28 protein-coding genes are annotated in these 25266 nt (G+C 45.5%); 23 read left to right on the plus strand and 5 right to left on the minus strand.

What is annotated here, in order from left to right; translation table 11 throughout:
* From K2Q26_03480 to K2Q26_03530, 11 genes are all read left to right on the plus strand, one after another.
* Nucleotides 1-1882: S8 family peptidase (locus K2Q26_03480; GenBank protein ID MBY0314554.1), on the plus strand; the 1882-nt coding region annotated here is incomplete at its 5' end.
* A gap of 409 nt (nucleotides 1883-2291) precedes the next feature.
* Entirely contained in the window at nucleotides 2292-2648 is a 357-nt protein-coding gene (locus K2Q26_03485; GenBank protein ID MBY0314555.1) for a sigma-70 family RNA polymerase sigma factor, read from the plus strand.
* A gap of 75 nt (nucleotides 2649-2723) precedes the next feature.
* Nucleotides 2724-3005, plus strand: coding sequence for a hypothetical protein (locus tag K2Q26_03490; protein MBY0314556.1), 282 nt, complete (start codon nucleotides 2724-2726; stop codon nucleotides 3003-3005).
* 19 nt (nucleotides 3006-3024) lie between these two features.
* Nucleotides 3025-3324, plus strand: coding sequence for a hypothetical protein (locus tag K2Q26_03495; GenBank protein ID MBY0314557.1), 300 nt, complete (start codon nucleotides 3025-3027; stop codon nucleotides 3322-3324).
* 192 nt (nucleotides 3325-3516) lie between these two features.
* Nucleotides 3517-3804 (plus strand): TrbC/VirB2 family protein, encoded by a 288-nt coding sequence (locus K2Q26_03500; protein ID MBY0314558.1) that lies wholly within the window; start codon nucleotides 3517-3519, stop codon nucleotides 3802-3804.
* A gap of 17 nt (nucleotides 3805-3821) precedes the next feature.
* Entirely contained in the window at nucleotides 3822-4139 is a 318-nt protein-coding gene (locus K2Q26_03505) for a hypothetical protein (GenBank protein MBY0314559.1), read from the plus strand.
* Entirely contained in the window at nucleotides 4136-6646 is a 2511-nt protein-coding gene (locus K2Q26_03510) for a TraC family protein (protein ID MBY0314560.1), read from the plus strand. The genes K2Q26_03505 and K2Q26_03510 overlap by 4 nt, the downstream gene beginning before the upstream one ends.
* Complete coding sequence (locus K2Q26_03515) at nucleotides 6643-7350, plus strand: hypothetical protein (protein MBY0314561.1); 708 nt, start codon at nucleotides 6643-6645, stop codon at nucleotides 7348-7350. Before K2Q26_03510 ends, K2Q26_03515 begins: the two co-directional genes overlap by 4 nt.
* Nucleotides 7351-8241 carry a hypothetical protein gene (locus tag K2Q26_03520; GenBank protein MBY0314562.1) on the plus strand — a complete coding sequence of 297 codons (891 nt, stop codon included), beginning with the start codon at nucleotides 7351-7353 and terminating at the stop codon, nucleotides 8239-8241.
* A 13-nt stretch (nucleotides 8242-8254) separates the two neighbouring features.
* A complete protein-coding gene (locus K2Q26_03525; protein ID MBY0314563.1) occupies nucleotides 8255-8842 on the plus strand; it encodes a hypothetical protein in 588 nt (195 codons plus the stop codon).
* Nucleotides 8839-9537, plus strand: a complete 699-nt coding sequence (locus K2Q26_03530; protein ID MBY0314564.1) for a recombinase family protein — start codon at nucleotides 8839-8841, stop codon at nucleotides 9535-9537. The genes K2Q26_03525 and K2Q26_03530 overlap by 4 nt, the downstream gene beginning before the upstream one ends.
* A 128-nt stretch (nucleotides 9538-9665) precedes the next feature.
* On the opposite strand, the gene K2Q26_03535 is transcribed toward K2Q26_03530, so the two are convergent.
* Nucleotides 9666-10043, minus strand: coding sequence for a hypothetical protein (locus K2Q26_03535; protein ID MBY0314565.1), 378 nt, complete (start codon nucleotides 10041-10043; stop codon nucleotides 9666-9668).
* Nucleotides 10044-10450: 407 nt separating this feature from the next.
* On the opposite strand from K2Q26_03535, the gene K2Q26_03540 reads away from it, so the two are divergent.
* The 10 genes from K2Q26_03540 (at nucleotide 10451) to K2Q26_03585 (ending at nucleotide 18643) form a co-directional block, all read left to right on the plus strand.
* Nucleotides 10451-10864: a hypothetical protein gene (locus K2Q26_03540; GenBank protein ID MBY0314566.1), complete on the plus strand. Its 414-nt coding sequence runs from the start codon at nucleotides 10451-10453 to the stop codon at nucleotides 10862-10864.
* Nucleotides 10865-11072: 208 nt separating this feature from the next.
* Complete coding sequence (locus K2Q26_03545; protein MBY0314567.1) at nucleotides 11073-11786, plus strand: TrbG/VirB9 family P-type conjugative transfer protein; 714 nt, start codon at nucleotides 11073-11075, stop codon at nucleotides 11784-11786.
* Entirely contained in the window at nucleotides 11780-12754 is a 975-nt protein-coding gene (locus K2Q26_03550) for a TrbI/VirB10 family protein (protein ID MBY0314568.1), read from the plus strand. The genes K2Q26_03545 and K2Q26_03550 overlap by 7 nt, the downstream gene beginning before the upstream one ends.
* Entirely contained in the window at nucleotides 12744-14378 is a 1635-nt protein-coding gene (locus K2Q26_03555) for a TraM recognition domain-containing protein (protein ID MBY0314569.1), read from the plus strand. The genes K2Q26_03550 and K2Q26_03555 overlap by 11 nt, the downstream gene beginning before the upstream one ends.
* On the plus strand, nucleotides 14347-14790 hold the full coding sequence (locus K2Q26_03560) for a hypothetical protein (GenBank protein ID MBY0314570.1): 444 nt from the start codon (nucleotides 14347-14349) through the stop codon (nucleotides 14788-14790). The genes K2Q26_03555 and K2Q26_03560 overlap by 32 nt, the downstream gene beginning before the upstream one ends.
* Nucleotides 14787-15533: a hypothetical protein gene (locus K2Q26_03565; protein ID MBY0314571.1), complete on the plus strand. Its 747-nt coding sequence runs from the start codon at nucleotides 14787-14789 to the stop codon at nucleotides 15531-15533. The genes K2Q26_03560 and K2Q26_03565 overlap by 4 nt, the downstream gene beginning before the upstream one ends.
* A gap of 224 nt (nucleotides 15534-15757) precedes the next feature.
* Nucleotides 15758-16177 carry a hypothetical protein gene (locus K2Q26_03570; GenBank protein MBY0314572.1) on the plus strand — a complete coding sequence of 140 codons (420 nt, stop codon included), beginning with the start codon at nucleotides 15758-15760 and terminating at the stop codon, nucleotides 16175-16177.
* 3 nt (nucleotides 16178-16180) lie between these two features.
* Complete coding sequence (locus K2Q26_03575) at nucleotides 16181-16525, plus strand: DUF3024 domain-containing protein (GenBank protein MBY0314573.1); 345 nt, start codon at nucleotides 16181-16183, stop codon at nucleotides 16523-16525.
* A 4-nt stretch (nucleotides 16526-16529) separates the two neighbouring features.
* Nucleotides 16530-16754: a hypothetical protein gene (locus K2Q26_03580; protein MBY0314574.1), complete on the plus strand. Its 225-nt coding sequence runs from the start codon at nucleotides 16530-16532 to the stop codon at nucleotides 16752-16754.
* 212 nt (nucleotides 16755-16966) lie between these two features.
* The gene (locus K2Q26_03585) at nucleotides 16967-18643 is read left to right on the plus strand and encodes a recombinase family protein (GenBank protein ID MBY0314575.1); all 1677 of its coding nucleotides are present in this window, start codon (nucleotides 16967-16969) and stop codon (nucleotides 18641-18643) included.
* 146 nt (nucleotides 18644-18789) lie between these two features.
* Here K2Q26_03585 and K2Q26_03590 read toward each other — a convergent pair whose 3' ends face one another.
* Nucleotides 18790-19020: a DUF1905 domain-containing protein gene (locus K2Q26_03590; protein ID MBY0314576.1), complete on the minus strand. Its 231-nt coding sequence runs from the start codon at nucleotides 19018-19020 to the stop codon at nucleotides 18790-18792.
* 122 nt (nucleotides 19021-19142) lie between these two features.
* Between K2Q26_03590 and K2Q26_03595 the strand changes: the two genes are divergently transcribed.
* Both K2Q26_03595 and K2Q26_03600 read left to right on the plus strand, forming a co-directional pair.
* A complete protein-coding gene (locus K2Q26_03595; GenBank protein ID MBY0314577.1) occupies nucleotides 19143-19475 on the plus strand; it encodes a hypothetical protein in 333 nt (110 codons plus the stop codon).
* Entirely contained in the window at nucleotides 19476-20789 is a 1314-nt protein-coding gene (locus K2Q26_03600) for a GAF domain-containing sensor histidine kinase (GenBank protein MBY0314578.1), read from the plus strand.
* 32 nt (nucleotides 20790-20821) lie between these two features.
* Here K2Q26_03600 and K2Q26_03605 read toward each other — a convergent pair whose 3' ends face one another.
* The 3 genes from K2Q26_03605 to K2Q26_03615 form a co-directional block, all read right to left on the minus strand.
* Nucleotides 20822-21193, minus strand: coding sequence for a hypothetical protein (locus tag K2Q26_03605; GenBank protein MBY0314579.1), 372 nt, complete (start codon nucleotides 21191-21193; stop codon nucleotides 20822-20824).
* A gap of 50 nt (nucleotides 21194-21243) precedes the next feature.
* On the minus strand, nucleotides 21244-23061 hold the full coding sequence (locus K2Q26_03610) for a recombinase family protein (GenBank protein ID MBY0314580.1): 1818 nt from the start codon (nucleotides 23059-23061) through the stop codon (nucleotides 21244-21246).
* 385 nt (nucleotides 23062-23446) lie between these two features.
* Nucleotides 23447-25153, minus strand: coding sequence for a hypothetical protein (locus K2Q26_03615; protein MBY0314581.1), 1707 nt, complete (start codon nucleotides 25151-25153; stop codon nucleotides 23447-23449).
* Nucleotides 25154-25266: the final 113 nt, after the last annotated feature.

Here is a 25266-nt window from a genome sequence, read left to right on the forward strand (position 1 = left end):
CGACCTTTCCCGCCGCCTTTTTTCCGAAGCTATTGAAGAGCTTAAGCTTGAAGAACAGAGCTTCCCCGAATTCATCGCAGCAGAACGTCTTGTAGTCCTAATTTACTGCACCCTAATGGATGCACAAAAAATCTTCGATCTTACCGGAGCAGTCATTGAAATTGAGCTGGCAACCGAAGTTACTCTTGATTGGGAATTGATTGAGCATCCAGAGAAGTTTCTCGGCTCTAAGCCATCGTTCCTAGCTCCTTTAAAAGATGCGCCGAGTGTTGTTGTCCTCGATACGGGCGTAAATAAGACTCATCCTTTTCTTTCCAACGCCATTGCTTTAGCTGGCTCTGTACATCCCGACGATAAGGATCATAGCGACGGACATGGGCACGGCACGAATATGGTTGGCGTCGCTTTACACGACGAGGCTGTCAGTTCGATTGCTCGAAGCGGCGGCGCTCAAAAACATACGCATTGGGTTGAGAGTATCAAGTTATTCACGGGCGATGCCTCTCGGTTGGCATCGCGTTCAAATGCGCCATTCTGGCCAAACATGACCCAACAAGCCGTCGAGCTTTCTCAAGAAAAGGGTAGAAAGTCAGAACGAAAGGCATTTGTTCTGGCTGTAACCGCCAACAATATTGAACCTGGTTCAGCAACTAGCTGGAGTCTTTCACTTGATGAATTGGCTTTTAACGAAGGCAAGGGACGCCTGTTCTTCGTGAGCATTGGAAACTCAGATGGCGAATCTTACTCCAAAATCATTAAGAATTTTCCCCACGAACTTATGTTGAGTAAATTGAAGGACCCATCTCAGTCGTTTAATTCTGTAACAGTCGGTGCGTTCACTAGCAAAGATGTCTTACCTGCGACCGACAGTTATAGGAACTACAGTCCACTCGCGAAAAGAGGTGGTGTGTCTCCACATACTTCTTCCGGCTTGCCATTCAAAACTGGCTATCGTGTACCCATCAAACCAGAGATAGTATTTGAGGGCGGAAACTTAGCGGTTGATAAAACGAATTTCTCAGATGATCGCGTCCCCACATTAACGACAACTACAACTGGCAGAGATCATCTCAACATGCCGTTTCAAGTTATGTACGGTACAAGTCCGGCGGCGGCTTTAGCCGGCTGCCTGTCGATGCAGATTTGGAATGAAAATCGAAATCTCTGGCCTGAAACAGTCCGCGGGCTAATGGTCCATTCTGCCTCTTGGACACCTGAAATGATGCAGCTGTTACCCTCAAAAGACGATCGCCTTGCCCTCTGCGGGTATGGAGCTCCGTCTCCTGAACTCGCTTTGTTTTGCACGAAGGACCGAGCTACAGTTATTGTGCAGGACTCATTGCCTAACTTGCAGAAAATTGCATCGAATACAGAACGACAGATGAAAACGTTTTCGCTTCCCGTGCCGAAAGCAACGCTGCTCGCAAATCCAGATGCAAAAGTAGAGCTTCGAGTTACTCTATCGTATTTTGCAGAGCCGAACGCAGCAAAAGGAATTCCCACGCGAGGCATGGATTTACTCTGGGATATCCAAGGGCCAGCAGAAGAAGATGACGAGTTCCTAAAAAGAATCAATGACGATATGCGGGAAGGAGATGAAGGCTCACCCGGCACCAAAAGCTTTAAGTGGGAAATAGGGATTCGCAATCGCCGCAGAGGAACTGTCCAAGGAGATCGCTGGAGTGGCTCTGCTGCTGATCTTGCGGGGGCGAAACTTATCGCAGTCTACCCAAAAAATGGATGGTGGAATTTTCGCAAAGATATGAAGTTTCAAAGCACTAGATTTTCGCTAATTATTTCAGTTATTACCCCAGGCATCGATGTCTATAATGAGATCAAGAATTCAATTGAAGTTGAAACCGAAATCGAAATTGATTTGTAATTTAACTGCCTTTGAGATGCGCCTTAGAGCCGAATTGGTGACAAAAATATATTCACCAAAATCCAGGCACTGTCCCCACGGGACTACTTTTAAGCACTTTAGAGCAGAATTTATCAGCACTACATTTTGGAGAATTTCCGTTCAGTGTTTTCACCCATGCCTTCTGATCAGTGATAGTCTTCTTCCAGAATTTGAGCCTCATTTTAGCAGGAAAGCTAGGTTCAACGTCCTCAAGGCACCAGCAAGGAACCAAGATAAACCCTGGCTCGATTCTAAGGGCCACATCATCAGCGACGAAGAGTTAAAAGCCATCTCGAAAGATTGGGACCAACTGATCTGGGAGAAATACCTAGAATCACTTGATGTGACACTTTCGGATCGACAGCCTAGGCCATGCGACTACGATGAGATGGCCGAAAAAATGGAGCACACTTGCTTTGAGTTTTCGCAAACCGACGCAGACGATGAAACCAAAGACAAGATAACTCAATTGTTTAGGCAACTATCGCCACAACAACAGAAAATACTCAAAATGATTTTCTGGGAAGGCCGAAGCGAGAGGTTCATCGCTCAGAATCTTCGGGTCTCGCGCTACACGATCAAGACACTTAAGAAGCGATCTTTAAAAAAACTGAGCGCTCTTTTGAAGCAGGTGTCCCCCATTTCGCCCTTAATGAGAGGTAAAGAATATTCTCTCAAGCAAGGGGGCGACAATGACAAAGGGGTTCTTTCGCTGGCTAAGAGGCATTTGCCGAAAGCTAGCTAGAAAAAATGAAAACATCGAAGACTGGGAGCGCTTAGAATTTCGAGCCAATAAGCCGGCAAAAAAACGAGACGAGCTATGAAGGCCGAAATTCTTGCCCGCGCTTCCAGTTTTCTTCCTAAGAGAAATCTTGATGAATCAAAAGACATCAGACTTCTGCATGAGCTGATGCCAAATTTAAGCGATGAAAAGGTTTTAGCCGTTTACTTCCGTTTTTGGGAGAGGCTTTTGATTGATGAAATTGCAAAAATTTTGGGTCTCACTTGGGATGAGGCCGACAAGCTTATCGACAGCGCGATTTTAGAGTTGAGAGAAGGTTTTTTAACAAAACAAGCCGCCGAACAAAAAGTGGCCGCTTAAAAAATACCAAGGAATTACGATGCAACAGCAAATGACAAAAAAAGAAAATAACGAAGAATCAAACCAGTACTTTAGGTTTCAGGTCTTTCAAGGAGAGAAAGATCCAGGCGGAAAAGTAAAAAAGAATAAAAGCGTCGGCATGGCCTACTTAAGAAATGGGCAAAATATTTATACGCTTAGGCTTTGGATGTTTTCTTGGGACAGGTACTACATTTTGCCGAATAAAAATGATTCGTCAAAATACGTTGTGATGACAAGAGAGCCTAATAGAAACTCTCAGGCCAAGAACAAGTTTTATTGGAACATCGTCGGCAGCTGAAAAGTAGATTCGGTTCAAGGTTTCATCAGCTTAGAGTTCGACCTCTTAGCTAAGCCAATTTATGTGAGCATTCACCCTGAGGGTTCAGCGTCCTCACACGCACTGCCGGAGCCAGAGCTTCTGGTTGATGCTGCGTAATTAAAATTTGAAAAAACAAATTGCGACTTAAAACAAATTACCAAGGAGTTTCATGTGAAACATCAAAAAGTATTACTAGTGCTAGGGATTTGCATTCTAACGATGGCTCTAATGCCAGAGCTGGCTCATGCCGGTCTTGAATCAAGTTTAATCGGAATAAAGACAAAGTTAACAGGCGTGATTATGCCGCTACTCTCGGTGATCGGAATTGCCATTGCGGCAGTCTCGTTCTTTACCGGGAACCCGCAAGCAAAGCAGCACATTGTCTACGCGGTGTTGGGCTGTATGTTCGGCTTTGGGGCGCAAGCCATCGTGGATTTTATTGCGCAAACGGTTCGCTAAGAATCTGGGGGTAAAAAATGGATGATGAACTACTCACAAGCCGTGTGCCAAGGGCACTAGAAATGAAATCAAAACTCTTTGGCTACGAATTGCCAGATTTGCTTTTGATTTTCATGAACCTTGCAATCACGAACCTTGTTTTTGGAACAACGTCCTTTCGCTATCCGCTAGTCTGGGGAACAACGCTATTCCTAGCGTTGTTCCTCTTTTTCGCGAAGCGTGGAAGGGCTGACAATTATTTGCAGCACTTAGCTGAGCACTATGTTCGCCCGGTGTACTTTGCGGCGGGCCGCAGTGACAAAATCTACCGCTTATTTAAGAGGAGCAAGAAATGAAAATTCAAAAAGATGCAAGCCTTGCTGAAGAGCTTCCCTATTGGGACTTTGTGCAAGGACCAAAATCCCACGCTATTTTATTTGACGGCTCCTTGGTTGGGGGCTTGCGTGTGGGCCTGATCGACATCGAGTGCTTTGACGAATCTGAAACAAATAACTTTGCGACAGGTCTAAGATCGGCTCTGAATTCAATCTCTGAGGGCACCACGTTGCAATTCGTGCTTGGAGTGAGGTCTGACTTTACGGACATGCTTGATCTTCATGAAAAGGGTAAAATCCAAGATATTCATCCCTTGGTAAAAAGCATTTCTGATTTCAGAGAGCGATCTTTAAAAAATGACATGGATGATGGCGAGCTTTATCGTCCTGAGCTGTGCATCTATGTCAGGGTGCCGGTTGTTGAGACCAAAAAGACAAGCATTTTTAAAAAGAAAGAGCTTTTTAACGAGGCTTCAGCAGCTGCTTATCAAGAAACTCTAGAGACCTTAAGTCAAAACATTGAAAATCTAAAATCGAGCTTCGATTCATTGGGTCTTCATTGTGAAGAATTAAACAAAAATGAAATTTTAGAAAATATTTACGAATTTCTAAACCCCAAGCGCTCACGCTCTGAGCCTGCTCCTTTGGTGAAAGCATTGGAGATTCCTGATCTTGAAAAGGAAGTTTTAAGTGAAGCCGATTGGCTCGCCAGCCAATCTCCAAGGGAGCAGCTTGTCTTTGGTGATTTGGTTTTAGGTTTTGAGCAATTCACATTGGATGGGTTTTATCATCGAATCATTACCTTAAAAACTTTGCCCGAGATCACCTATGCCGGAATGATGGCTAATTTCTTAAGGCTTCCGTTTCACTATGATTTGATCTTGTCGATGCACGTGCCGCCGCAATCAAATGAAATGGCAAAGCTTCAGCAAAAGCGAAAGATGGCCCATTCCATGGCGATGACAAGCGGCGGGAAAGCGAGCGACCTTGAAAGTGAATCAAAGCTTTCCTCTACTGAAGAGTTGATTCGAGAACTTCTAAACACGGGACAGCGTATTTACGCCGTTCAGATGAGCGTAGTTTTAAAAGCTCCTGCAACTATGGAAGGAACAAAACAACTGAACCGCGAAGTTCGAGAAGTTTTGTCAAGGTTCAGGGGGCTGCAAGGAGCCGAAGGCTTGGAAGAAAGTGTTGGGGCGTGGAAGGTACTAAAAAATGATCTTCCAGCAGCTCCGCTGCATCTAGAGCGTGCTCGCAAAATGAAAACCAATAACTTAGCTGATTTTATTCCGGTGTATGGCCCGCGCGAAGGTGATCAAGACCCTGCGGTGATTTTTAGAAATAGGATCAACGGACTCGTGAGTTACAATCCCTTCGATTCTGAGCTGCCGAATTACAACTGCCTTGTCACGGGATCGTCAGGCGCGGGAAAAAGTTTTTTAAATAACTGCATCCTGCTTCAAGAACTTGCAAGAGGCCTACGGGTTTTCATTATTGATATCGGCGGGTCTTACAAGAAGCTCACCGAAGCTCTCGGCGGCCAGTATTTAGAAATGAATTTGTCCGAAGAGTACCGAATCAATCCATTTGATATACCTGACCCTCATCAGGAGCCAAGCAACCAGAAGCTAAAATCACTTCTAGCCGTGATTGAAAGCATGGTGAGTGAGGACGAAAAAGCAAAGCTGCCTAAACTTGATCGTGCCTTACTAGAGCGAGCCATCATTGAACTCTATAAAAGCCGAAGAGCTAAGGGTGAGGTGCCCACGTTAAGTGATCTTGCGCGATACCTATCGGCATTTGAAGAAAGCTCGATGAAGGCAGTTTCAAAAATGCTTTACCTTTGGACTGGTGAGCGGCCCTATGGACGTTTGCTTGACGGCCCCGGCAGTTTGAGAACTGACGCCTCCATTTGCACTTTTGATCTTAAAGGGCTTTCGGCATTTCCAGATTTACAAAGCGTGATGATTCTAATTTTAACTGATTTTATCTTAACGCAAGTCGAAGGTGACCGTACTTCAAAAAAACGAATCATCTTAGATGAGGCGTGGGAGCTATTAAAATCAAATGCTGCGGCCTCGTTTATGGAGTATTGCGCACGGACTTTAAGAAAAACTGGCTCTGGAATCACTTTCATCACTCAGGGGGTTGAGGAGATTGTTGCAAGCCCCATTGGTCCCGCGATTTTGAACAACACCGCGACGAAGTTTGTTATGCTTCAGCGCGGAGACTCTGAAATTCTGCGAGACACTTTAAAACTCAACAACCAAGAACTGGGGTTGATTCACTCCTTAGGGCAAAAGAAGGGGGAATTCTCTGAAGGCTTTATGATCGAGGGCGATCATCGGCAGGTTGTGAGAATTTATCCAAGCCCATTTGAATATTGGCTTTCAACTTCGGACGCTCAAGACAACAAGTACCTAAGTGAATTAAAAGCCCAAGGACTTGATCTGGTTAAAGCCATTGAGCAAGCAGCCGTTACCTACCCCAAAGGAATATCCGTTGGGCGAAGAAAGGAATCCGCATGACGAAATTTAAGAAATTTTTTGTGATCGCAACTTTATGCTTTTGCTTAGGGGCACCCAAGCCCGCAAAGGCAGATTTGTTTGGCGGTGATGTGGCGGTGCTGGTGCAAATCTTAGCCAATGCCATTCAACAGTTGGCCCAGCTCCAGCAGATTCTTTCCACTGGCGGCGATACGCTGGGGCTTTTAAGAGAAATTAACCGAGGAATCCGAGATGGGCTCAACGTGCTCCAGATGATAAATCCAAAATTTAACCCTGGCATCTACGGAAGTGTTGATACCGCCGACCAGGTTTTAAGAATCATTGATGATCTTTACGGAAAAATTCCGCAGACCGCAGAGCTTAAGCTTCAACAGGCGCAAGACCTATCGGCTTCTGAGAGTATTGCCATGAACGCTCCGCTCTTTAAGTTTGCCGATGAGGCAGATGCGGAAAGCAAAAGAATTTTTGCCCACTCGCAAAGTGTGAGCCCGCAAGGGGCCGCAAAGCTGACGGCTCAGAGTCTCGCGGTATTGATTGGTGTGACTTCACAGGTGTTAAGGACAAATTCGATGATGCTAAAGACCCTGGGCCAAAATATGGCGTTACAAAACCGAAAAGAAAAACTCCAATCCTCGCAATTTAAGGCTCAGTACGATGGCCTTTCTAGTGGATTTAAATCGATTCCGAAAGACACCAAGCTCGGAAGCCTCAAGTCAGGAGATTAAATGCCAGACTTTAATTTAATGGGCTCATTGATGAGGGACCTTCATCAGGAGTTCGTAAGGATTTATTATCTGATGCTGCCAGTGTTCTTTTGCCTATCGGTCGTAGTCACTTGGATGAGATCCAGTGGTTCGGGCTTAGATTTTGTCGATGTTTTGAAACGAGCTTTGATCTCGACACTGCTGTTGGTGGCGTTGCCAGAAATTAGCCAAGCAATTATTTTTATCGCCGACGGGATTGCCGAAAAAATTGATAATTTAAACAGCCTTGATATGGCGATTCGTATGGCTGAAGAAAAAAGCCAAAGTTATTCGGGTTCGGTCGCAAGTTTGCTTCTGCAGTTTAACGATTTGATCGTGGCTGTCCTGTCGTTCTTGAGTTTTTTGATTTTGTACATCGCAAGATACATCACCATCGCAATGTATCACTTTTTTTGGCTCTTCTACATGGTCTCAGCCCCGCTGTTGCTGCTATTTAATTTGTTTCCCTCAACCGGGAATATTACGGCGAACCTCTTTCGGGGAATGATCGAGGTGGCCTGTTGGAAAATTGTTTGGGCCATTTTGGGGGCGATGCTGGTCTCGCTTTCTTTCGGAGATGCTTACAGAGCCGAGGGGAACTATTTGACGATCATCGTGATGAACTTTGTGATTGCGATTGCAATGCTGGCTACACCACTTTTGGTGAAATCAATTGCAAGCCAGGGGGCGCACGCAATGTCATCAAGTCTTGGTCAAACCGCCGTGAATGCTATGGCCGCAGTTCCGACGAAAGGTCTAAGTATCGCCGCGAGAGGAAAAGCCTCGATGGACGGCGTGGGTCACTACGCGAAATCGAAAGTATCTAATTATAAATTTGAGAAGAAAAAACGTGCCGACGTTTATCGGTCTTAGAAAAAGGAAACTTATGAATCAAGCCATCAAACTCAAAATGAAAGAACTCCCGCAGGCTCTTTCAGAACTCATGCACTCGAACCAATTTTTGAAAATATCAGCTTTTTCGGCCTACTTGCTATGTGGGCTCTTGATCACGCTGCTATTTTATCAAGCCGTTAAGCCAACAGCCGTTTTAACTCTAACTCCTGATGGGTCGCTTTATCAGTCAGCACCTCTACCGAAACCCGAGGTTGAGATTGAGCGCGCCGTTCGGGAGTACATCAAATACCGTTACAACTGGGAGCCCAAAACAGTTGCCACAAGAATCGATGAGGCTCAGGATTTTATTTTGCCTACAACACGTAAAACTTTCGAGGCCTCAATGGCAAATGTCGTGAAGTTTTCTACCGAGAAGCTCGTTGCTCAAAAGGTTTATCCTGAGAAAATTCAGATCAACTTGAATAAAGGTACAGCCTTGGTCCTTGGCGATCGAATCACTTCGATTCAAGGGATCAAAGCCGCTGGAGATTTGCGGCTTGAGCTGACCGTAGATTCTGGACCTCGAACAAAGAGCAACCCCTGGGGTGTCTATATCGCCAAAGAAGTGGAGGGACAATGAAGACAGCTTGCTACTGCCGCGTCTCAACGGAACTCCAACAAGGCGGTATGGAGTCCCAAATCCGAGTTTTAAAAACATATTGCGAGCAAAATAAGATTCTGGATGCCGAGTTTTATACTGATGAAGGGATTAGCGGCACAAAATCAAGTCGTCCTGCTTTGGACCGTATGATGGCTGCTGTGGAGGCTGGAGAAATTTCTACGATCATTGTTTACTCATTTTCTCGTTTTGCTCGAAGTACAACCCATCTCTTAAATGCGTTGCAGGTTTTTAAGAAGAAGGGAGTTCAGTTCGTAAGTTTGACTGAAAAGATTGATACCAACAGTGCCGTGGGAGTAGCTATTTTTTCGATTTTGGCATCGATCTCTCAGCTAGAAAGAGATTTAATCGCTGACCGCGTAAAGATTGGTCTCGCCAACGCTCGCGCCAAGGGCCGCTTAATTGGCAGAAAAAAGATGCGTGATTCTGATCTTATTCGCAAGCTTCTAAAAAGCGGCGTTTCTTACCGGCAGATTGGAGTGATCGCGAAAGTCAGTCATGGAAGTGTTTCGGCAGAAAAGGCGGCTATGAAGCGAGAAGAGGCAGAGCTAAAGAAAAAACTTGAGGCGCAGGCCGAAGCTGAGAGGGAGCTGCAAACTCTTGTCGGCGCGAGTTTTCCTGTGGCACCGCCCAGCAGTGAGCCATCGGCCACTTGAGCTTGTTCAAGAACCATAGAGATTTGCGAAGAAAGCAAAACTCAATGCGTTTTAGAAAAATCGGCTAGAAGGTGAAAAATCAAAGCCCGACGAGAAATTGTCGGGCTTTTGGTTTAGATTGAAGGAGTTTATTGCCAGTAGCATGAAAGAGTAAAAACTTTACCATCTTTCACAAGGTGCAACTCTTGAACCTTCGCTCTCTCTGATATAATCATCGCTGATGCGTTTGCAGAACTATCCAAGGCCCCAGCTTTTAGAAGATTATTTTTCTTATCCCACATCATATAAAAATTTAAGCCGCCTATCACTTCGCTGATTGGCTCATCTTGTTTTACGGTAAGCAGGTCCGCGGTTATGGCTTTAGAGCCTTCTGGCGAAGTGACATCACATTTGGCGATTCGGTTGGACTTATTATTTATAATGTTTGCTGGTATACGGCTCATTTTATCAGCGCTGTAAGCATTCAAAGTTGAAAAGAAAATTAGTACTGGTAAAAATAATTTCATTTTAGCTCCTCGTTTATTTTTCATATTACCGGAAAGGGTGAAAACAATAAACAAATTCAGAGCGCCACTTCCTTCGTCTAGGTGTATACATAATTAATCTTTCGCGCTATGACTGGTCATATAATCGCCCTGGCTTTAGATTCTTTAGTAAAATCCACGGATTTGATTAGGCTGCGCCTTTTGAAGCATCGGCTACCCGCCGAACTAGACAGTATTTTAGGGCACTAACTGCTACAAATTTTGTCTACAGAACTGAACCAGGGTGTCATAATTGCGCCTTAAACTGGCCAAAATGAGGTTTAGGGGAAGAAGTCGCATTTAAATTGAGATGGCGATGCTTCAGGGGGATTGGATTTCTTGCCATAAAACCATTACTTGCTATGATCTGATGTAACACGGAGGTTTTCATGCGCGCTCTCTTCGCTTGCATTTCACTGGCCTTTCCTTTAGCGGCTATTCAAGTCAACGCTGCCGAACAAAAGGGATTTCTTGTAAAAACGGCTTTCGAGTATCAGGGTAAGGACAAGACTTCAAAATCTGAGTCGACATTTATTTTAGACGCAAAAAACAAAGCGTGGACGACACTTACGGAACCGAAGGATGGAATTGCTTTGCTTGGACGGATGACATCAAGCAGTTCTAAATCCATAGAGATGGAATATATTGTCGTCGATACGACGCAGAAGAATGCCGTTATCTCTACCCCCGCCATTAAAGCCCTGTTGGGGGAGCTTGCTAAAATTGAAGTTGGCGAAAAAAACAGTGGGAAAGTGTCGGTCAGCTTACTCGCGCAGCCGACCGCATACACGAGCAAAAACTAGCGATCACATGACACTTCAATTGAGCTCACGAAGCCCTCTATAAAACGAGGGCTTTCTTTTTTTAAAAATATTTGTCTATAAATGCCTGAGTTTCTGAAATCAGATTTCTGCCCGTAACCTGCAATGACAGTTACGGCTGTGATTAAAAAGCTATAAATATAGATCGAGCATCTTATTGAGGAAACAAAACCTACTTCGACGAGGTTTTATGCTCTCAGTATTTCTATCCATCTTTTGCATGGCTTATGAGCCTGCAAAAGTTTGGGCCGACGTTCGTGTTCGGCGCGTTCAAGTTCAGAATGATCAAATTGTTCAAGTCAAAACCGCGATTGGTATTGCAACCATCATCCAAGTGCCAGATCGCCCGAACAGCATTGTGGTCGGCGATCAGAATGCATTCAAAGTTGAGTACCTAGATCAAGCGATAACCATTAAGCCGATCCAAGGCGGCGCAAAAAGTAACTTGTATATTTACACTGATTTTCGGCGCTTCAATGTGCAGCTGGTGAGCGGCATTCAGGCCGCTTCTGACTACGTCGTTTATCTTGAGAATCCTAAAGAGAAAATAAAGACTCCTCAGCTTGCTTGGAAATCTGCAAAGAACTTTTTAAAAAATGATTCGCTTACTTTTGAAACTTTGCGAACAGCCAAGACTCGCGATGGCATCCTGCTTGTAGAATTTAAAATTACCTCCCAAAAGAGTGAAACATTTAAAGCTGATTGGCTTTGGCTCTCGCAAGGTGGAGTGGTGAGGCCAATTCACAACCTTGCGTTCTCCGGGCAAGAGCTAGGACCAAGGAAATCTATCAGCGGAGTCGTGCAGATTCTACGAGCCGATGTTTCTTTATCTGAATCCCTGCGAATTGAGTTGAGGCGTAAGAAGACAACTTACTTAACCTTACCAAAGGCGGTTTCATGGTAGAGAAAATTCAAATCACATCAATAGATTGGTGGAAGAACCAACTTTTTAAAGAAAAAACATTCTTCCAAAATCGGCGTGAAATTAATTGGAGATCAATTCTGAAGTGCGCAATGGTTGCGCTTGGCATTGGGGTAGTAGGAATTCTGTTAATTCCGGCACCAAAAGATGATCTAGGCAAGTTTCACGAAAAATCTGACGCTGTAAGTGATTCGTCTTCATTTGGTAGTGGCACTGACCCTACTCAGGAAGCCATCAGGCAAATGAGTTCATCTGGTGCAAGGCACTCCAGATCGCAATCACTTGATTACCTCTATCAAACTGGAGGTTCTTCAGGCGGAGCCTCAAATGATGATCGCAATAGCTCGATGATTCTTGCACGTGGTGGCTTAGATTCTAAAACCCAGCTACCACCTGGAAGCAGGTTTTCAGTTCGGCTTTTCGAAAAAGCTATTGTTGCAAACCAAGGCATGCCCGTGATCGGAGTCGTTACTAAAGATTTTATTCATGAAGACACTTTGGCAACTCCTGCGGGTTCAAAAGTATTTGGCGAAGCTTCTTTTGAGGATAATGGTGATCGCGCAAAAGTTGATTGGCGTTCAATCCAATTCCCTGATGGAAGAGAGCGGCAGCTCTCGGCCATCGGCGTGAGCGATGATGGTCAGGTTGGAGTTATTGGTAGTGTAAAATCTCAAGCCGTCAAAAATACTGTAGGCCAAACGCTAACCCGCTTTATTGGAGCTTACGCTGAAGGCTCGATGCAGCGAGGAGCATTGGGTTCAAATCAAGGCGGAAACGATAATGGCTGGAAAAATGCGATTGCAGGAACTGCTAAGGATCAAGCCGAGGCGTTTGCAAACGAATTGAAAAAAGAAAAACGCTGGATCGAGGTTTCAAATAGCACGGAGTTCTTTGCGGTACTGACCGCAAACTTTGCTTTTCGAGATCCCGGAGCCATGAATGGCAGGTAAAGAAGATCAACCCCAGATGAACATCACGGTGCTCATCAAGCGAATTATACTTTTCTTGGGCGTCTTGGTTTTGTATAAAGTTTGGGCTTTCATGGATGTTTGGTCTCGGCATCCAAAAAACAAAGTGATCCTTCTTGTGATAGTCGTACTTGTCCTCACTCCCTGTTTTCGATGGCTCGTAAAAAAACGTGAAAAGTTTGTAAAGAAAAGAGAGCAAGAAAAATCTGTCATCGGAAAAGGCGACGAATCTGTTTTTTGCGGGCGCACTAATAAGAAGGAGGAAGTTTTTATCAAAGCCAAGCAGCGGTCCATGCACACTCAGGTCATAGGAACAACCAACGCCGGAAAAACTGAGTCTGTCATCTTACCATGGGCCATTCAGGATATTGAGCAAGGCCGTGGGCTCATTCTAATTGACGGAAAATCAGACCGAAGCTTGCTTGATAAGCTTTGGGCTTACACCGTAAAGCATGGAAGGGAAAAAGACTTTCGGCTTTTTTCATTGAGTGATCTTGATGAGTCCCATCAATTCAATCCCTTGCTTGGTGGCAGCCCCGAAGAAGTGGCCGAGCGCGTGTTCAATGCCTTTGAATTTGAAAATGAGTACTTCAGGAGTGTTCAGTACGAGGTGTTCTCACAAACATTAAGAATTTTTGCGGGCAGCAATGAAGTGCCCACTTTCTTAAAAATATTTGAAGCGATCAGCGTGCCTAGCCGGATGAAGGTCATGGCAGAGCGCACAAAGGACGCGTCTCTTAAATCCTGGGGCGCTTACTATGCGGGGCTTCCGGCAACAGAGGTGGCACAAAGAACAAGTGGCCTAACCGCTGCTCTTAGCCACTTTGCTTTTGGAAAGACCGCAGCTCTATTCAACACCGACCAGCCGAGCATAAATCTAGATGAGGCTTTGCGAAGTAATCAGATCGTGTATTTTCAGTTGCCTGTACTGCTGTCACCATTCTTAGGAAAAGCTTCTGGCAAAATGATTCTTCAGTGTTTGCAAAGTGCGGTAGCGAACAGGCATCGCGGAAAAGACAAGGCACACAAGTTCTTTTCGGTGTTTTTAGATGATTTTGCCGAATACCTCTACCCAGGCTTTGTTTCGATTCTTAACAAATCGCGCAGCGCAAATGTTGGGATCGTGTTCGCCCACCAAGCCTTGGGAGATATCAAGACTCTGGGTGATGCTATCGCCAACTCAATTTTAACCAATGCGAACTTGAAAGTTTTCATGCGCGGCAATGATCCAGACTCCGCTGAGTACTTCTCGAAAGTAATCGGCACCGTGAAAGGCATGAAGTACACGGCACAAACACAGCGTGGGATTTGGAAGCAAGAAGATACGGGAAGTGCTTCGGCCCGAGAAGTTGATGAATTTATTGTGCATCCCAACAAATTTAAAAGTGAACTTGGAGTTGGCGAAGCCGTGATGGTGATTCCGCACGAAGCTGGAAGCCGCACGATCAACATCAAGTTTCAAAAATATGATGATTTGAGTTCTTCAAAAAAGATCGAGTCAGTGAAAAAGATCCAAGCTTTGGGCCTTGAAATTCCTGACACGGTTACTCCTACAACAAAGATCGGAGATAAAGATGATTCTAAGAAAACTAACGAAAGTTTCTAGATACTCGATGATTTCAATGAGCATATTTTTAAGCGCCTGTGCCACGCAAAATAAATCAGCCGGACTCGGCGGTTTGATCGGAGCCACCGGAGGTGCGGCCATTGGCGGCATCGTAGATCCAGGTAAAAATGGAGAGTACCGAACTAGAAACGTAGTTATTGGAGCAACAATCGGCGGGATGGCAGGCTTAGTTGCAGGATCAAATCTTCACGAAGAAATTAAAGCCAGAGAATCGGCGGCTTATTCTAAGGGGCGCGCATCGGCTCCGCAAATGCCAATGGGAGCCATGCCGTCACTTAAGAATGCCAAAGTTGAATCTCGCTGGATCGAGGGCCGGGTTAGTGGCAATCGCTATATTGAGGGACATTTTGAGCATTTGATCACAGAGCCAACAAGATGGGATGCGCAATGATTCCAAAGAAAGTTCCTCTAAAAGAAATCCATTTCGCGGCCAAGACTGGATTTTTAAGCCGAGCAATATGGGAGGGGTATTTTTCGAAAAGGTCACACACGCGTAACATTCGCGCTTGGCGGAATCTGGTTCAAGAAAAATACTTTGCTCCACATAATTCCAATCGAATGGGTGATGTTATAATTCTTGCCGATCGCGGGAAAAAAATAGTTGAGGCAAGCGGTAGCGACGTTGTTTCGCCACCGCATATTAATCAAATTACTCACGATGAGATCGTTTCGCGAATCGCTCTAGGGCTGATGGGATCAGACAATGTGGTTTACATTCAGACCGAAGGTGAGCTTCGGCAAAAATACATGGGCTGGATCAAAAAGACTCGCGAGGGCCGCGAAGCAAAGCTTCCGGACCTCCTTCTTGAAATTAACGGTCCAAGCCAAAACATCAAAGTGGCTTTAGAAATTGAACTTTCTCGCAAGAACCCAGAGCGATACCGGAAAGTAATGAATAGCTATGCAGCCCAGAAAACTGCTGAACGCGTGGTTTTTATTTCTAATGACGAATACATTTTTGACCGCCTTGCAAAGGCGATGAAAGACACGCACTATCCCTCTTGGGAAAAGCCCATCGGTTTTAGTCGATTGAAAGAGTGGACCAAAGATCCAATGAGCGCTGACATTTATTTTAGTGATCACAAGACCAGCCTTGAAAATTTGGCGGCTGCGAAAGAAAAAGCTGCCGCCTAAATGAGCGCACAATGAGAGCACAAATTGTGCGCTCATTCTTAAAAGCTGTGAGCAGTCAAATTAGTTGAGATCAAAGTTAAATCAAAGACTTACCCGCCACCTCATTCTATTATTCTGCCCCTGATCGGCCTGAGACCCCTCCCACCCAACGATTACATTGATTGGAAGGGGTCTCAGGCCTGGGACAGATAAAATGAGGTGGCGGGTAAGTAGGAGGTAGTTATATGAATAATAATCTAGAGAAGAAGAAGGAAGAAGAAAAGAGTACGGATGAAGCTGGAGATAGTCATCGGTTGACGATTAATAGAGCTGCTGAAAACGTGCTAGTGCGTGCTGTGGAGCGAGTGAACGATGGCTACCAGGGCGGCAAAGTGAATCGAAACCAGGTCGCGGTATGGGCGATCCAGCGCTTCGGTGAAAATCTAGCCGATGATGAAATCAAAGAAATTAGAGCTGAGTACCTCGATGAATTTTCTGCTTTTGAAGCCGTTTTGCGCAGGGCAAAAGACAGCGGGAAGCTTCCTATTGAATTAAAGACCTTTATCCAGAAACAGATGGGATTAGAAGAGCCGTTAAAAAAGAAGTCCAAAAAAGGCTTGCAAAACAACATCATCAATGATGATGTGTCTACATCGGGAGATTGATGTATGGCATTGCCAGAGCTGACCAAGAAAAATGTAGAAAAAACTCTGCTCGCATATTGCGAGGCGCGCGTGCCAAAACACGTTCGGCATAAAGTTTGGTTGGACTTCTCTATCAAAGGAAATGTCGTCGTGATGTTTGAGGTCCGTCCGGTGTGGAATGATCCGAGCCGATTTACCGAAGGACCAGTGGCGCAATTTAAGTATGTTGCGGTCCGAAAAAATTGGACCCTCTATTGGAAGGATCGAAATCTTAAATGGCGCCTTTATGATGGCTTAAGTCCTACGCCAGCGTTTGATAAGCTTTTGGCCGAAGTGGATAAAGACCCCACTGGAATTTTTTGGGGTTAGATAAATGAAACCTGAGGACATCAAACGAATACGCGAAAGTCTTGGAATGAACCGCGATGAGCTTGCTGAACTGCTTTGCTTGTCTGGTTATCAAGCGATGATGAATATAGAAACAGATTTTAGAAAACCTAACAAGCTTGCAGTTCGCCTACTTAGGTACTTGGATTCGATGTCTAAAGCAAAAGCTTTGGTCCTAATTGAGGAGCTTAAAAAACATGAACCTAAATGAGTTCATCAATTTCATCGGAGAATTTATGGTCCGCAAATTCAAACCGAGAGGTCTAAACTCTCAGCTTGAAAACATGCGCGTACATTTGATCTCGTCTGAAATGACGGAGAGCCACGGTCCTGAGAAAGAAAAAGAACTCATCGAGCTGATTGCAAAATTTGTCCAGCTCGGCAGGTTAAATCGACGCAAGAAAAAGTCGAAGGAGCTAAGTTATGCCGCATAAAATTGGCGCATACGTTCGAGTGTCTACGGAGGAGCAGGCCCAGGTGATGGACGGTTCCATCGACAGCCAGCAGCACCGCTTGAAAGCTTTTATAGACCTAAAAACTTTGCAAGAAGGCACATGGGGAAAAATCGTCGAAACTTACATTGATGACGGATACTCCGCAAAAGATACTCGTCGTCCTGCATACCAGCGAATGATGAAAGATATTCGAGCAGGTAAGGTGAATTTAATTTTGGTCACGGACTTGTCTCGGCTTTCGCGGAACATTCCAGATTTTTGTGATCTCCTTAAAGATCTTGATGCCCACAAAGCAAAATTTTTGTCAGTCAAAGAACAGTTTGATACGAGTACTCCAGTTGGCGAAATGATGATCTATAATATGATCAACCTTGCGCAGTTTGAGCGGAAGCAAACATCCGAGAGGGTCTCGATGAACTTCCACTCGCGCGCCATGCGCGGACTCAAAAATGGTGGTAATCCGATCCTTGGTTACGACAAAGACCCGACCAATCCCGGTAAGCTTGTTGTGAATGATGTGGAGTCCGCTGCGGTCCGAACTATTTTTGAAAAGTATCTCGAACTTGGAAGCTTGCAGGCAACTGCAACTTATTTGAGTGGCACGACGATTCGGCCAAAGCTAGCCGAAGGTAGAAAAAAATGCAGACACGCTCTTGATGGTCGCTGGACCGTAGATTCGGTAAGAAACGTGCTTGTGAACATGGCTTATACGGGTCTTCGTGAAGTGAACAAGGTCCGCCAGGATGAGGATCAGGATTTTTTAAAACCTTGGCAGCGTTATCAAATTGTAAAAGCATCTTGGACCGCCTTGATCGATGAGCAAACCTTTAAGACGACCCAAAAACTGCTTGCTGACAATAAAACCAAGGAGCGAGATCGTTTTAAGAAAAGCCAGCCGCATTTTTATTTGCTGTCAGGAGTTTTAAAATGCGGAGACTGCGGCCGAGCTTTAATTGGCCAGGCTTCCCATGGGGCAAATGCAGTTCATCGCTACTACGGTCACAAACAAATTGTTGGCGAAGCCATCCCTTGCAAGATCAAAAGATTTCGCGCCGATGAAATTGAGACTGCTGTGACAAATCATCTGTCTGAAATTTTACTACGCTCGGGGCACCTTGATGGCGTGGAAGCGAATTTAAAAAAATCAATTGGTGTTGAAAACCAGGATTTATTCACGACACGGGATCAAGCTAACCAAGACCTCGCCTTGATTGAAAAAGATATAGAATCGGCTTTTAGGCTCAACGGACAGATGGAATCAAATCCCGAAGTTTTAAAGATGATAGCTGAGAAACTTGAGCAATTAAGTCTTCGAAAGAAAAAATTGATCACTCAGCGTGATTTGATCCAGCTTAAAATTGACGAAAGCGCGGACGTGAAAGAAGCCCGGCAAACGATTGAGGAAAATGCGAAGAGCCTGATTAAGGGCTGGCAGAAAGCTACCCCTTCCATGAAAAAGAGGCTCGTTCGAAGCCTCGTGGATCGCTTGATTTACACTTCTGATGGACTTCATGCCTACTACCATCGGACTGCTGTCATGCAGGCCCTAAACCCGCTAGAAACCCACCTCAAGACCTCGGAGAAAACCTCCGGGGTCTCCCTCGATTACCTCTCCTACCTACAAAAAAAGAAAAGCCTTTTTTGAATTACCCACCACGAACCGAGTAGAACCGTAGAACCACAGCTTCTGGACGCCTGTGCGTCTGTTGTTGGTAATGGTGGACAGGGAGACACGATTGTCGAACCCAAACGTCCGCAGCGATGCAAAGTCAAATACGTCGCGCAAACATCCTATATCTTGACCTCAACCCGCAAATACAGGGTTACTGCAACCGGCGATCCGCTGCAAATGTCTTCTACCTTACGGACCGACGTTTTGATGGGCAAAAGATAGCTTGCGGCCTTCGTGTCAAACCAGATTGCTGTCGACCATTTAGTTCGACCAATTACCGCAGTAGCCTTGAGTCGACCCCCACCGCTCTTCGACGACGTGAAGATCTCCAATCTGAGCCACTCTGTCATCGTCTTGAGCCAAAATGTCTCAAATAATCTGCGTAGCAGCTCTGGTCTAGGGAAGGGAACGATTTGCCAGTGGCATGAATGATGCTTTTTAGAGGCACGACTCAATCCGAAGGAGGGATCGCTTGAAACTGATTATATCATTTTTATTTGCTTGTTTGTCTATTGGATCGATCGCCACAGCTCAGCAAAACAAAAAGACCGAAACCAAGTCGGCGAATCATCTGGAAGCACCAATGACCTCAGAGCAACGACAGAAAATGGCTGAGATGCACGACAAAATGGCCACCTGCCTGCGATCGGAAAAACCGATGAGCGATTGCAAAACCGAAATGATGCAGAACTGCAAGGCAATGATGGGCAAGGGCGAATGTCCAATGACGGGCCACATGGGTCAGGGGATGATGATGGATCATGGCAAAATGATGCATGGGCATCAAAGCGGCGACGAGAACTGAATGGCTACGCAATTTCCCGTTAGCAATACAATCCAAAGAGATGGCGATATACAAAGGCACTCCGCTCCGAGTCTTGAAGATGACAGAGTCATAGATGTTCAACATTTCCTTGGCGGCCTTTTCCAGAAGATCAATCGAAAGCTGACTTCAGGCACCGACTATGAATCCGTGCTCGATTTCGTATTTGATTCTTTGGACGTAGTCATACCCTACGACCGGATGGGGATCGCGCTCATTGGTGAGGGCGGAAATCATGTCCGTCTCAGATGGGTGAGATCCAAGGTTCCGATTCAATCTCTAAAACTTGGATACTCGGCGCAGCTTTCCGGGAGCAGTTTGGAAACAATCATTCAGACTGGGCAGCCTCGAATTATTAACGACCTTGTTCTGCATCTGAACGAGCACCCCCAATCCGGTTCGACTAAGCTTGCAGTTCAAGACGGCGTGAGATCAAGCTTCACGTGTCCGCTTCGCGCCAATGATAAACCGATTGGCCTCGTGTTCTTTTCAAGTTGCAAGCCTGATACCTATCGAGACCAGCATATTCAAACTTTTTTGGATATTGCCGACGAGCTTTCCGTCATCGTGGAACAGGGCCGTCTCAAATTTTTCTTCGAAGCGAATAAGTCCAATGGGAAAAATCTTGCCATGGTTCTTCATGACCTAAGATCACCACTCGGTATAATCCAAGGATTTATAGAAGCGTCGCTTTCTGAGGATTGGTATAATAAATTAAACGGCGACGCCAAAGAGATTTTTTCAATTCTTGGCCGCAACGCCAAATTTATGTTCGGCCTCCTCGATGATCTTACGGAAATTGGTGAACTTCATCGGCATGAAGCGCCCCTTGCGCGACAAAAAGTGAACCTGATTGATTTCTTCAACGAGGTGACTACCGATGTCCAGTTGCTGGCCCGAAAAAAGGAAATTCAGATCTTCTCAGACATTGATCCCAGCTTGCCGGAAAGCGCAATGTTTGAGCCTGGCAGAATTCGCCAGGTCCTGGAGAATTTGCTCACCAATGCAGCTAAGTATTCCAAGCGGGGCTCACGAATTATCTTAACGGTTCGAGGCTCTCAGGATCGCATTACCGTCTCGGTCTCCGATCAAGGCCAAGGCATTCCTGAAAACGAACTATCCAAACTCTTTTGTGATTTTGGCAAGACCAGCGTGAGGCCAACCGAGGGCGAGCAAAGCACGGGGTTGGGGCTTGCAATCGCCAAGCGAATTGTCGAACGACATGGTGGAAAAATATCGGTGGAAAGCGCCGTTAATCACGGGTCAATATTTAAGTTTTGGATACCCACCAGTTGAGATGATATCGGCTTTTATAATATTGCAATCGATTAGGGCACCGACTCTTCAATTTCATATATGCCGATGTCTTTCGTTTTCAGAAAATCAGCACCTTCATCAAGCTCAATTCCATTTGCTCTTCTGAACTTTACAAATTGCTTCATCACCGACGTTTTGAAACTTGGATCAAGATCGTTGAGCAGCCTCGCAAGATACGAGTCCATCGCAACGCCCTGGTCCGCTAAAGCATCGACCAAAAACTTGAAGGCTAGGATGAGATCAAACTCCACGACGGCCACTGACGTTTGCAAATCTGGAGTTTCAAACACGGCGATAGGGCTATTGTCTCCTCTGTTGGCGACCAGGATTTTACTTAACGTCGGCACGTCGATACCTTTGTGATCTTTGAATTCTATGAACATAAAAACTTCCTTTGGTTAAGAGTTGATTAGGTTAAATTTTTGAACGTTGCTCAAACTTGTCCCTCGATTGCAGTCAATGTGGACTCAATGCCGCCTAAGTGTATTGCGTGATGGATCTTCGGTAGATTCAAATACTCATCAACCAGCATCACACCCGTAATCGACCAAAAGCTATTGCGCTGGTTATGATTCTTCTTTTCGGTAGCGGTGTTTGCTGAACACTTCAGGCCATTAGGGAAAAGCTGCTTCAAGTACGCGTTTGCGATTACTGGGTCAGCCTGGAAATATTCAAGAAGGTTCTGAAACTTCGCTTTCAATGCAAAAGGGGTGAGCAATAACCTATCGACGTTCGCTGATTTCAGCGCACGAACTCGTTCAGTTAAGAAAGTAAGCTCGCGCTCCTTGGTAGTTAGATTTTCTTTGATGGTCGTAGACGAGTCACCGTGAACACTAACAAATTTGATTAGATTTTGGATTTCGCGTTCGGCATCTCTTCGTTTTAACTCCAACACTTTGATCTCTTCAGGTGCAGCTCGAAGTCGACTCCTTACAATTTCATTCGCTCTCTTGGTTGCACTCTCAAGGTAAGCAGGCTGAAGGAATACATCCTTCAGAAGCTCTGCAATCTTAGCTTCTGCCTTTTTTCGACTGAGCAGTCGGTTGTTATTGCACCGGGATTTATCTTTGCGATGATTCATGTAGCAGCCATAGAAGCCACCTTTTTGCCCAGTGACCTGAAGCATCTGAGAACCGCACTCGCCGCACATCAAGACACCGGCTAGAAGCGTTCCACTTTTTGAGCCCACCTGTTTTGAATCACGAACAACTTCCATCTTCTCGCGGGAGTCTTTGAATTTGGCCGTAGTCTCGGCAAACAAGTGTTGGACGTTCTTCCATTTCTCAATCGGTACGATCGCCAAGTCTTCTCTGATCTCCTCTCCTTCGAGGTGAGCAAGCCATCGATCCTTCGGTTGATCTTGTTTGATAAACTTCTTGGTTTCGGGGTGAAGTAGCCGCGTCGACTTACCCCATGCCCAGATTCCGATGTACTTTTCGCGAGTAAGAATTTTTCTGATCGCTGATGGTGACCAGTTTACTTCGCGACCCGTGATCTTCTGACCCCTTGTCGTTGAAGGAATCTGGCGCTTGTTGAGTTCTTTTGCAATCGCCGAAAGCCCAAGACCCTTGAGCTTAAAATCAAAGATAAGGTTCACAATTTTAGCTTCATCAGGATTGATGTGAATTTTGAAATGCGATTTCACCTCTTGCGCTCCAATCTTCTGAATCTGAGTGGCCTCAGAATAATACCCGTAGCAAATGTCACCCGAACTATAGCCCTTGAGAACTCTAGCTTCCTGACCGCGTCTAGTTCGCTGAGCGTGGATGTCATTACTTAGTTCATTGACGAGACCCTTGATCTGAAAAAAGACTTTTGAGTTTGGACCCTCGGAGCTGACGTTGTCGCAAAGACTATAGAGTTCCGTACCAAGAACTTTAAGAAGGCGATACTTGTCTGTCTGCTCTCCAAGCTCTCGAATGATTCGAGACAGGTCATCAACGAGTCCAATCTGAGCTTCTTTGCTCCGAAGGGATGACCAAAACTGCTCGTAACCTTCGCGGCTTGCTGTGCGTCCGGTCTTCGCTTCATCTTTGAAGATGAGATGTGGCGGAATTACAATGTTGTATTTAGCGGTCGAGAATTTGATAAGGGGAATTTGACCGCGATCGAGATAGTAGAGAAGCCGATTGATCTGATCGTTCGCAGACTCTCGATTCTGGTTGTCCGATGAGTATCGGGCATAAATAGCTGCATAGACCGTAGGCTTTGCACTCGTCTGTTCTAATCGCTTTGATAATCCTCCTGACATTTGCTCCCTACCATTTCATTACAAATCAAACTTAAAATTCCTTCCATTGCTGCACCGAACTTACTCGACCTATTAAACGCAATGTCGAGTTTGATGCTCGCTCGTTCGCTCTTTTTCCTGCGCCGCTCTTTCTTTCGACTGACGACGCACTGTTTGCATTGAGTGTCTCTGCCTCCGGGTTTCGAGCGATTTTGGTGAAACTCCTGAGGAGGTTTCTTCTCATCGCAAGTACGGCAGATTCGCAGCCCGTGATTTATATCCCCAGATAGATTGGCTTGGCACCTAGGTTCAACTCCGTTATCCGTCATTCATAAAACGCATCCTCCTTCCCGCATGATTTCATTCGCCTATTGGCGCCTGACCTGCCCGTGATTACCCTTACCAATCAAAAACCAGAGAACTCTTCTTCGCTTTCGTTGTGCTCAAGAATTGGTTCAAACCTTCCTTCGCGCCACTCACACTCGATCTTCAGCCCTTGACGATCTCCAAAACGCTGCTTGTGCAAAATGAATGTTGTTCGGTTGACATCGAAGTCCGGCCTGATCTCAATTACTGTTTGAGCGTGGTTATAGATCGTTCTGTCGTTTTGAATTTGGGAGGCAATATCAGATGCCTCTCGCGCGTCCTTTATCTGAGCGAATAGCAAAACCGGAGTCACACAGACTTGTGCAAACTGTTTCAGAAAGAAGCCGAACTCCTTTGATATCTCATAAGATGCCTTCTGCGGCGAACTGCGGCTGGTTGAGATGGTTTGAAGGTAATCGATCAAAACCATTCCATGATCTGATTGGTTGTCTCGGACATACTCGAGCACTGACTTTACGTCTTCGAGGGCAGTCATGTCCCACGACTCTCTAAGAGCCGGGATTACTATGAGCACTTTAATAAGATTCTCCACGAACTTGCGAATCTCTTTCATTTCAGCTTTGTTAAGTTGCTCTCTTCGATATTTCTTCCAGTCTTTGCCGGCTAACAGACAGGCGACGCGGGAGTAGACATCTTCAGTTGTTTCTTCATTTGTAATAACCAAAATCCTTCGGCCGGTAAGAGCGTCCTCCTCTATGATCCGAGCTACTATGTTGGCCGCAAGAGTTGACTTCCCATTACCCGATTTGCCGAGTAATAAAATCAAACCTGATGTCAGTTTGAAATGATCGTCAAAAGCGGAGCACACGAAAGGCAATGAATTTGCCATAGCAAACTTGCGTTGCTCTCTCTCAGTTCTGACTTGAGTTCTTATTTCATCTGAGGTTGGAGGAGAGAAAACTCTTTTCAGCATGGTGCCGGAGAAGTTTGGTTCTCGATTCTGATAAACATCTTTAATCAAAGGAAGATCGTGCTCCTCATCAAGATCGCCGCTGAAATCACGAGTTGCTTTTCGGAGAAGGTCTGTCGCTTCGTGCATTGGGTAGCCCTTAGCCTTCAGGTCGAAAGTGGCTTTCAACATTCGGTGATGCCATTCATGCTTGGGCGCACCGTGAGCAATGAACTCCAAAGTGCTCGAAAAAAGTTTACCTCTGGCTGACTGGCCGTTGGTTGCGCTTGACCTAGAACTCTCTAATCGAGGCCCTGCTGCCGCTGTCGCGACCGGGAATGCCACGCCGGCAGCGGAGTGAGCTACCTTACGACATCTCTTGTAGAATCGAGCCACGTCCTTGCAACTCTTGTCTATGTAGGGCCATCTCTTTTGAGCCTCTAGCCAGGTCGCGAGGTATTGTTCCTTTGAGGTGATTCGTCGTTCGAGCGGGATAATGACTCGAAATCTATCGCAACAGACTCCGCTGTCTCCCTTTGGCTTTTGATGGTTTTGCGTTGTCGCAATGATGACCTGAAAGCCCTCAAAGTCTTTCTTTGCCTGATTCAACGTGCATCCATCATCCACATCAAGGACAAGAACATCGGTCGATTTGAAGTTCTTGCCGAGCCTATGCCAAACCTTCGAGCCATCATCAAGTGTGCTGCTAGAGAAACAAAAGGGGGACCATGAGTGATTGCAGATCACCTCGGCGAGGTCACTGAAACCGATATCCATAACAGCATCGACGTATTTTGTAGTAATGGGCTGATCGCCATCGAACAGTGAAATTTTCATTTTGCTGCTCCATTGATGTACCCCTGCAGTTTTCTTTTGAGGATTCGCTTTGGAGCTTCGGTCACAGGATCGGAAGCAATTAACCTCCGCAGTGTCTTGCTTCTCTTCTCTTG

The sequence above is a fragment of the Bdellovibrionales bacterium genome, assembly GCA_019750295.1.
Lineage (GTDB): Bacteria > Bdellovibrionota > Bdellovibrionia > Bdellovibrionales > JAGQZY01 > JAIEOS01.

Bases quoted from the DNA above. Each gene is read 5' to 3' on its own strand.
- K2Q26_03540 (MBY0314566.1), top strand. From the start codon at position 10,451: ATGCGCGCTCTCTTCGCTTGCATTTCACTGGCCTTTCCTTTAGCGGCT.
- K2Q26_03490 (MBY0314556.1), top strand. From the start codon at position 2,724: ATGAAGGCCGAAATTCTTGCCCGCGCTTCCAGTTTTCTTCCTAAGAGA.
- K2Q26_03585 (MBY0314575.1), top strand. From the start codon at position 16,967: ATGCCGCATAAAATTGGCGCATACGTTCGAGTGTCTACGGAGGAGCAG.
- K2Q26_03575 (MBY0314573.1), top strand. From the start codon at position 16,181: ATGGCATTGCCAGAGCTGACCAAGAAAAATGTAGAAAAAACTCTGCTC.
- K2Q26_03610 (MBY0314580.1), bottom strand. From the start codon at position 23,061: ATGTCAGGAGGATTATCAAAGCGATTAGAACAGACGAGTGCAAAGCCT.
- K2Q26_03600 (MBY0314578.1), top strand. From the start codon at position 19,476: ATGGCTACGCAATTTCCCGTTAGCAATACAATCCAAAGAGATGGCGAT.
- K2Q26_03545 (MBY0314567.1), top strand. From the start codon at position 11,073: ATGCTCTCAGTATTTCTATCCATCTTTTGCATGGCTTATGAGCCTGCA.
- K2Q26_03530 (MBY0314564.1), top strand. From the start codon at position 8,839: ATGAAGACAGCTTGCTACTGCCGCGTCTCAACGGAACTCCAACAAGGC.
- K2Q26_03520 (MBY0314562.1), top strand. From the start codon at position 7,351: ATGCCAGACTTTAATTTAATGGGCTCATTGATGAGGGACCTTCATCAG.
- K2Q26_03505 (MBY0314559.1), top strand. From the start codon at position 3,822: ATGGATGATGAACTACTCACAAGCCGTGTGCCAAGGGCACTAGAAATG.
- K2Q26_03510 (MBY0314560.1), top strand. From the start codon at position 4,136: ATGAAAATTCAAAAAGATGCAAGCCTTGCTGAAGAGCTTCCCTATTGG.
- K2Q26_03525 (MBY0314563.1), top strand. From the start codon at position 8,255: ATGAATCAAGCCATCAAACTCAAAATGAAAGAACTCCCGCAGGCTCTT.
- K2Q26_03570 (MBY0314572.1), top strand. From the start codon at position 15,758: ATGAATAATAATCTAGAGAAGAAGAAGGAAGAAGAAAAGAGTACGGAT.
- K2Q26_03555 (MBY0314569.1), top strand. From the start codon at position 12,744: ATGGCAGGTAAAGAAGATCAACCCCAGATGAACATCACGGTGCTCATC.
- K2Q26_03535 (MBY0314565.1), bottom strand. From the start codon at position 10,043: ATGAAATTATTTTTACCAGTACTAATTTTCTTTTCAACTTTGAATGCT.
- K2Q26_03580 (MBY0314574.1), top strand. From the start codon at position 16,530: ATGAAACCTGAGGACATCAAACGAATACGCGAAAGTCTTGGAATGAAC.
- K2Q26_03615 (MBY0314581.1), bottom strand. From the start codon at position 25,153: ATGAAAATTTCACTGTTCGATGGCGATCAGCCCATTACTACAAAATAC.
- K2Q26_03495 (MBY0314557.1), top strand. From the start codon at position 3,025: ATGCAACAGCAAATGACAAAAAAAGAAAATAACGAAGAATCAAACCAG.
- K2Q26_03515 (MBY0314561.1), top strand. From the start codon at position 6,643: ATGACGAAATTTAAGAAATTTTTTGTGATCGCAACTTTATGCTTTTGC.
- K2Q26_03560 (MBY0314570.1), top strand. From the start codon at position 14,347: ATGATTCTAAGAAAACTAACGAAAGTTTCTAGATACTCGATGATTTCA.
- K2Q26_03485 (MBY0314555.1), top strand. From the start codon at position 2,292: ATGGCCGAAAAAATGGAGCACACTTGCTTTGAGTTTTCGCAAACCGAC.
- K2Q26_03590 (MBY0314576.1), bottom strand. From the start codon at position 19,020: ATGACAGAGTGGCTCAGATTGGAGATCTTCACGTCGTCGAAGAGCGGT.
- K2Q26_03550 (MBY0314568.1), top strand. From the start codon at position 11,780: ATGGTAGAGAAAATTCAAATCACATCAATAGATTGGTGGAAGAACCAA.
- K2Q26_03565 (MBY0314571.1), top strand. From the start codon at position 14,787: ATGATTCCAAAGAAAGTTCCTCTAAAAGAAATCCATTTCGCGGCCAAG.
- K2Q26_03605 (MBY0314579.1), bottom strand. From the start codon at position 21,193: ATGTTCATAGAATTCAAAGATCACAAAGGTATCGACGTGCCGACGTTA.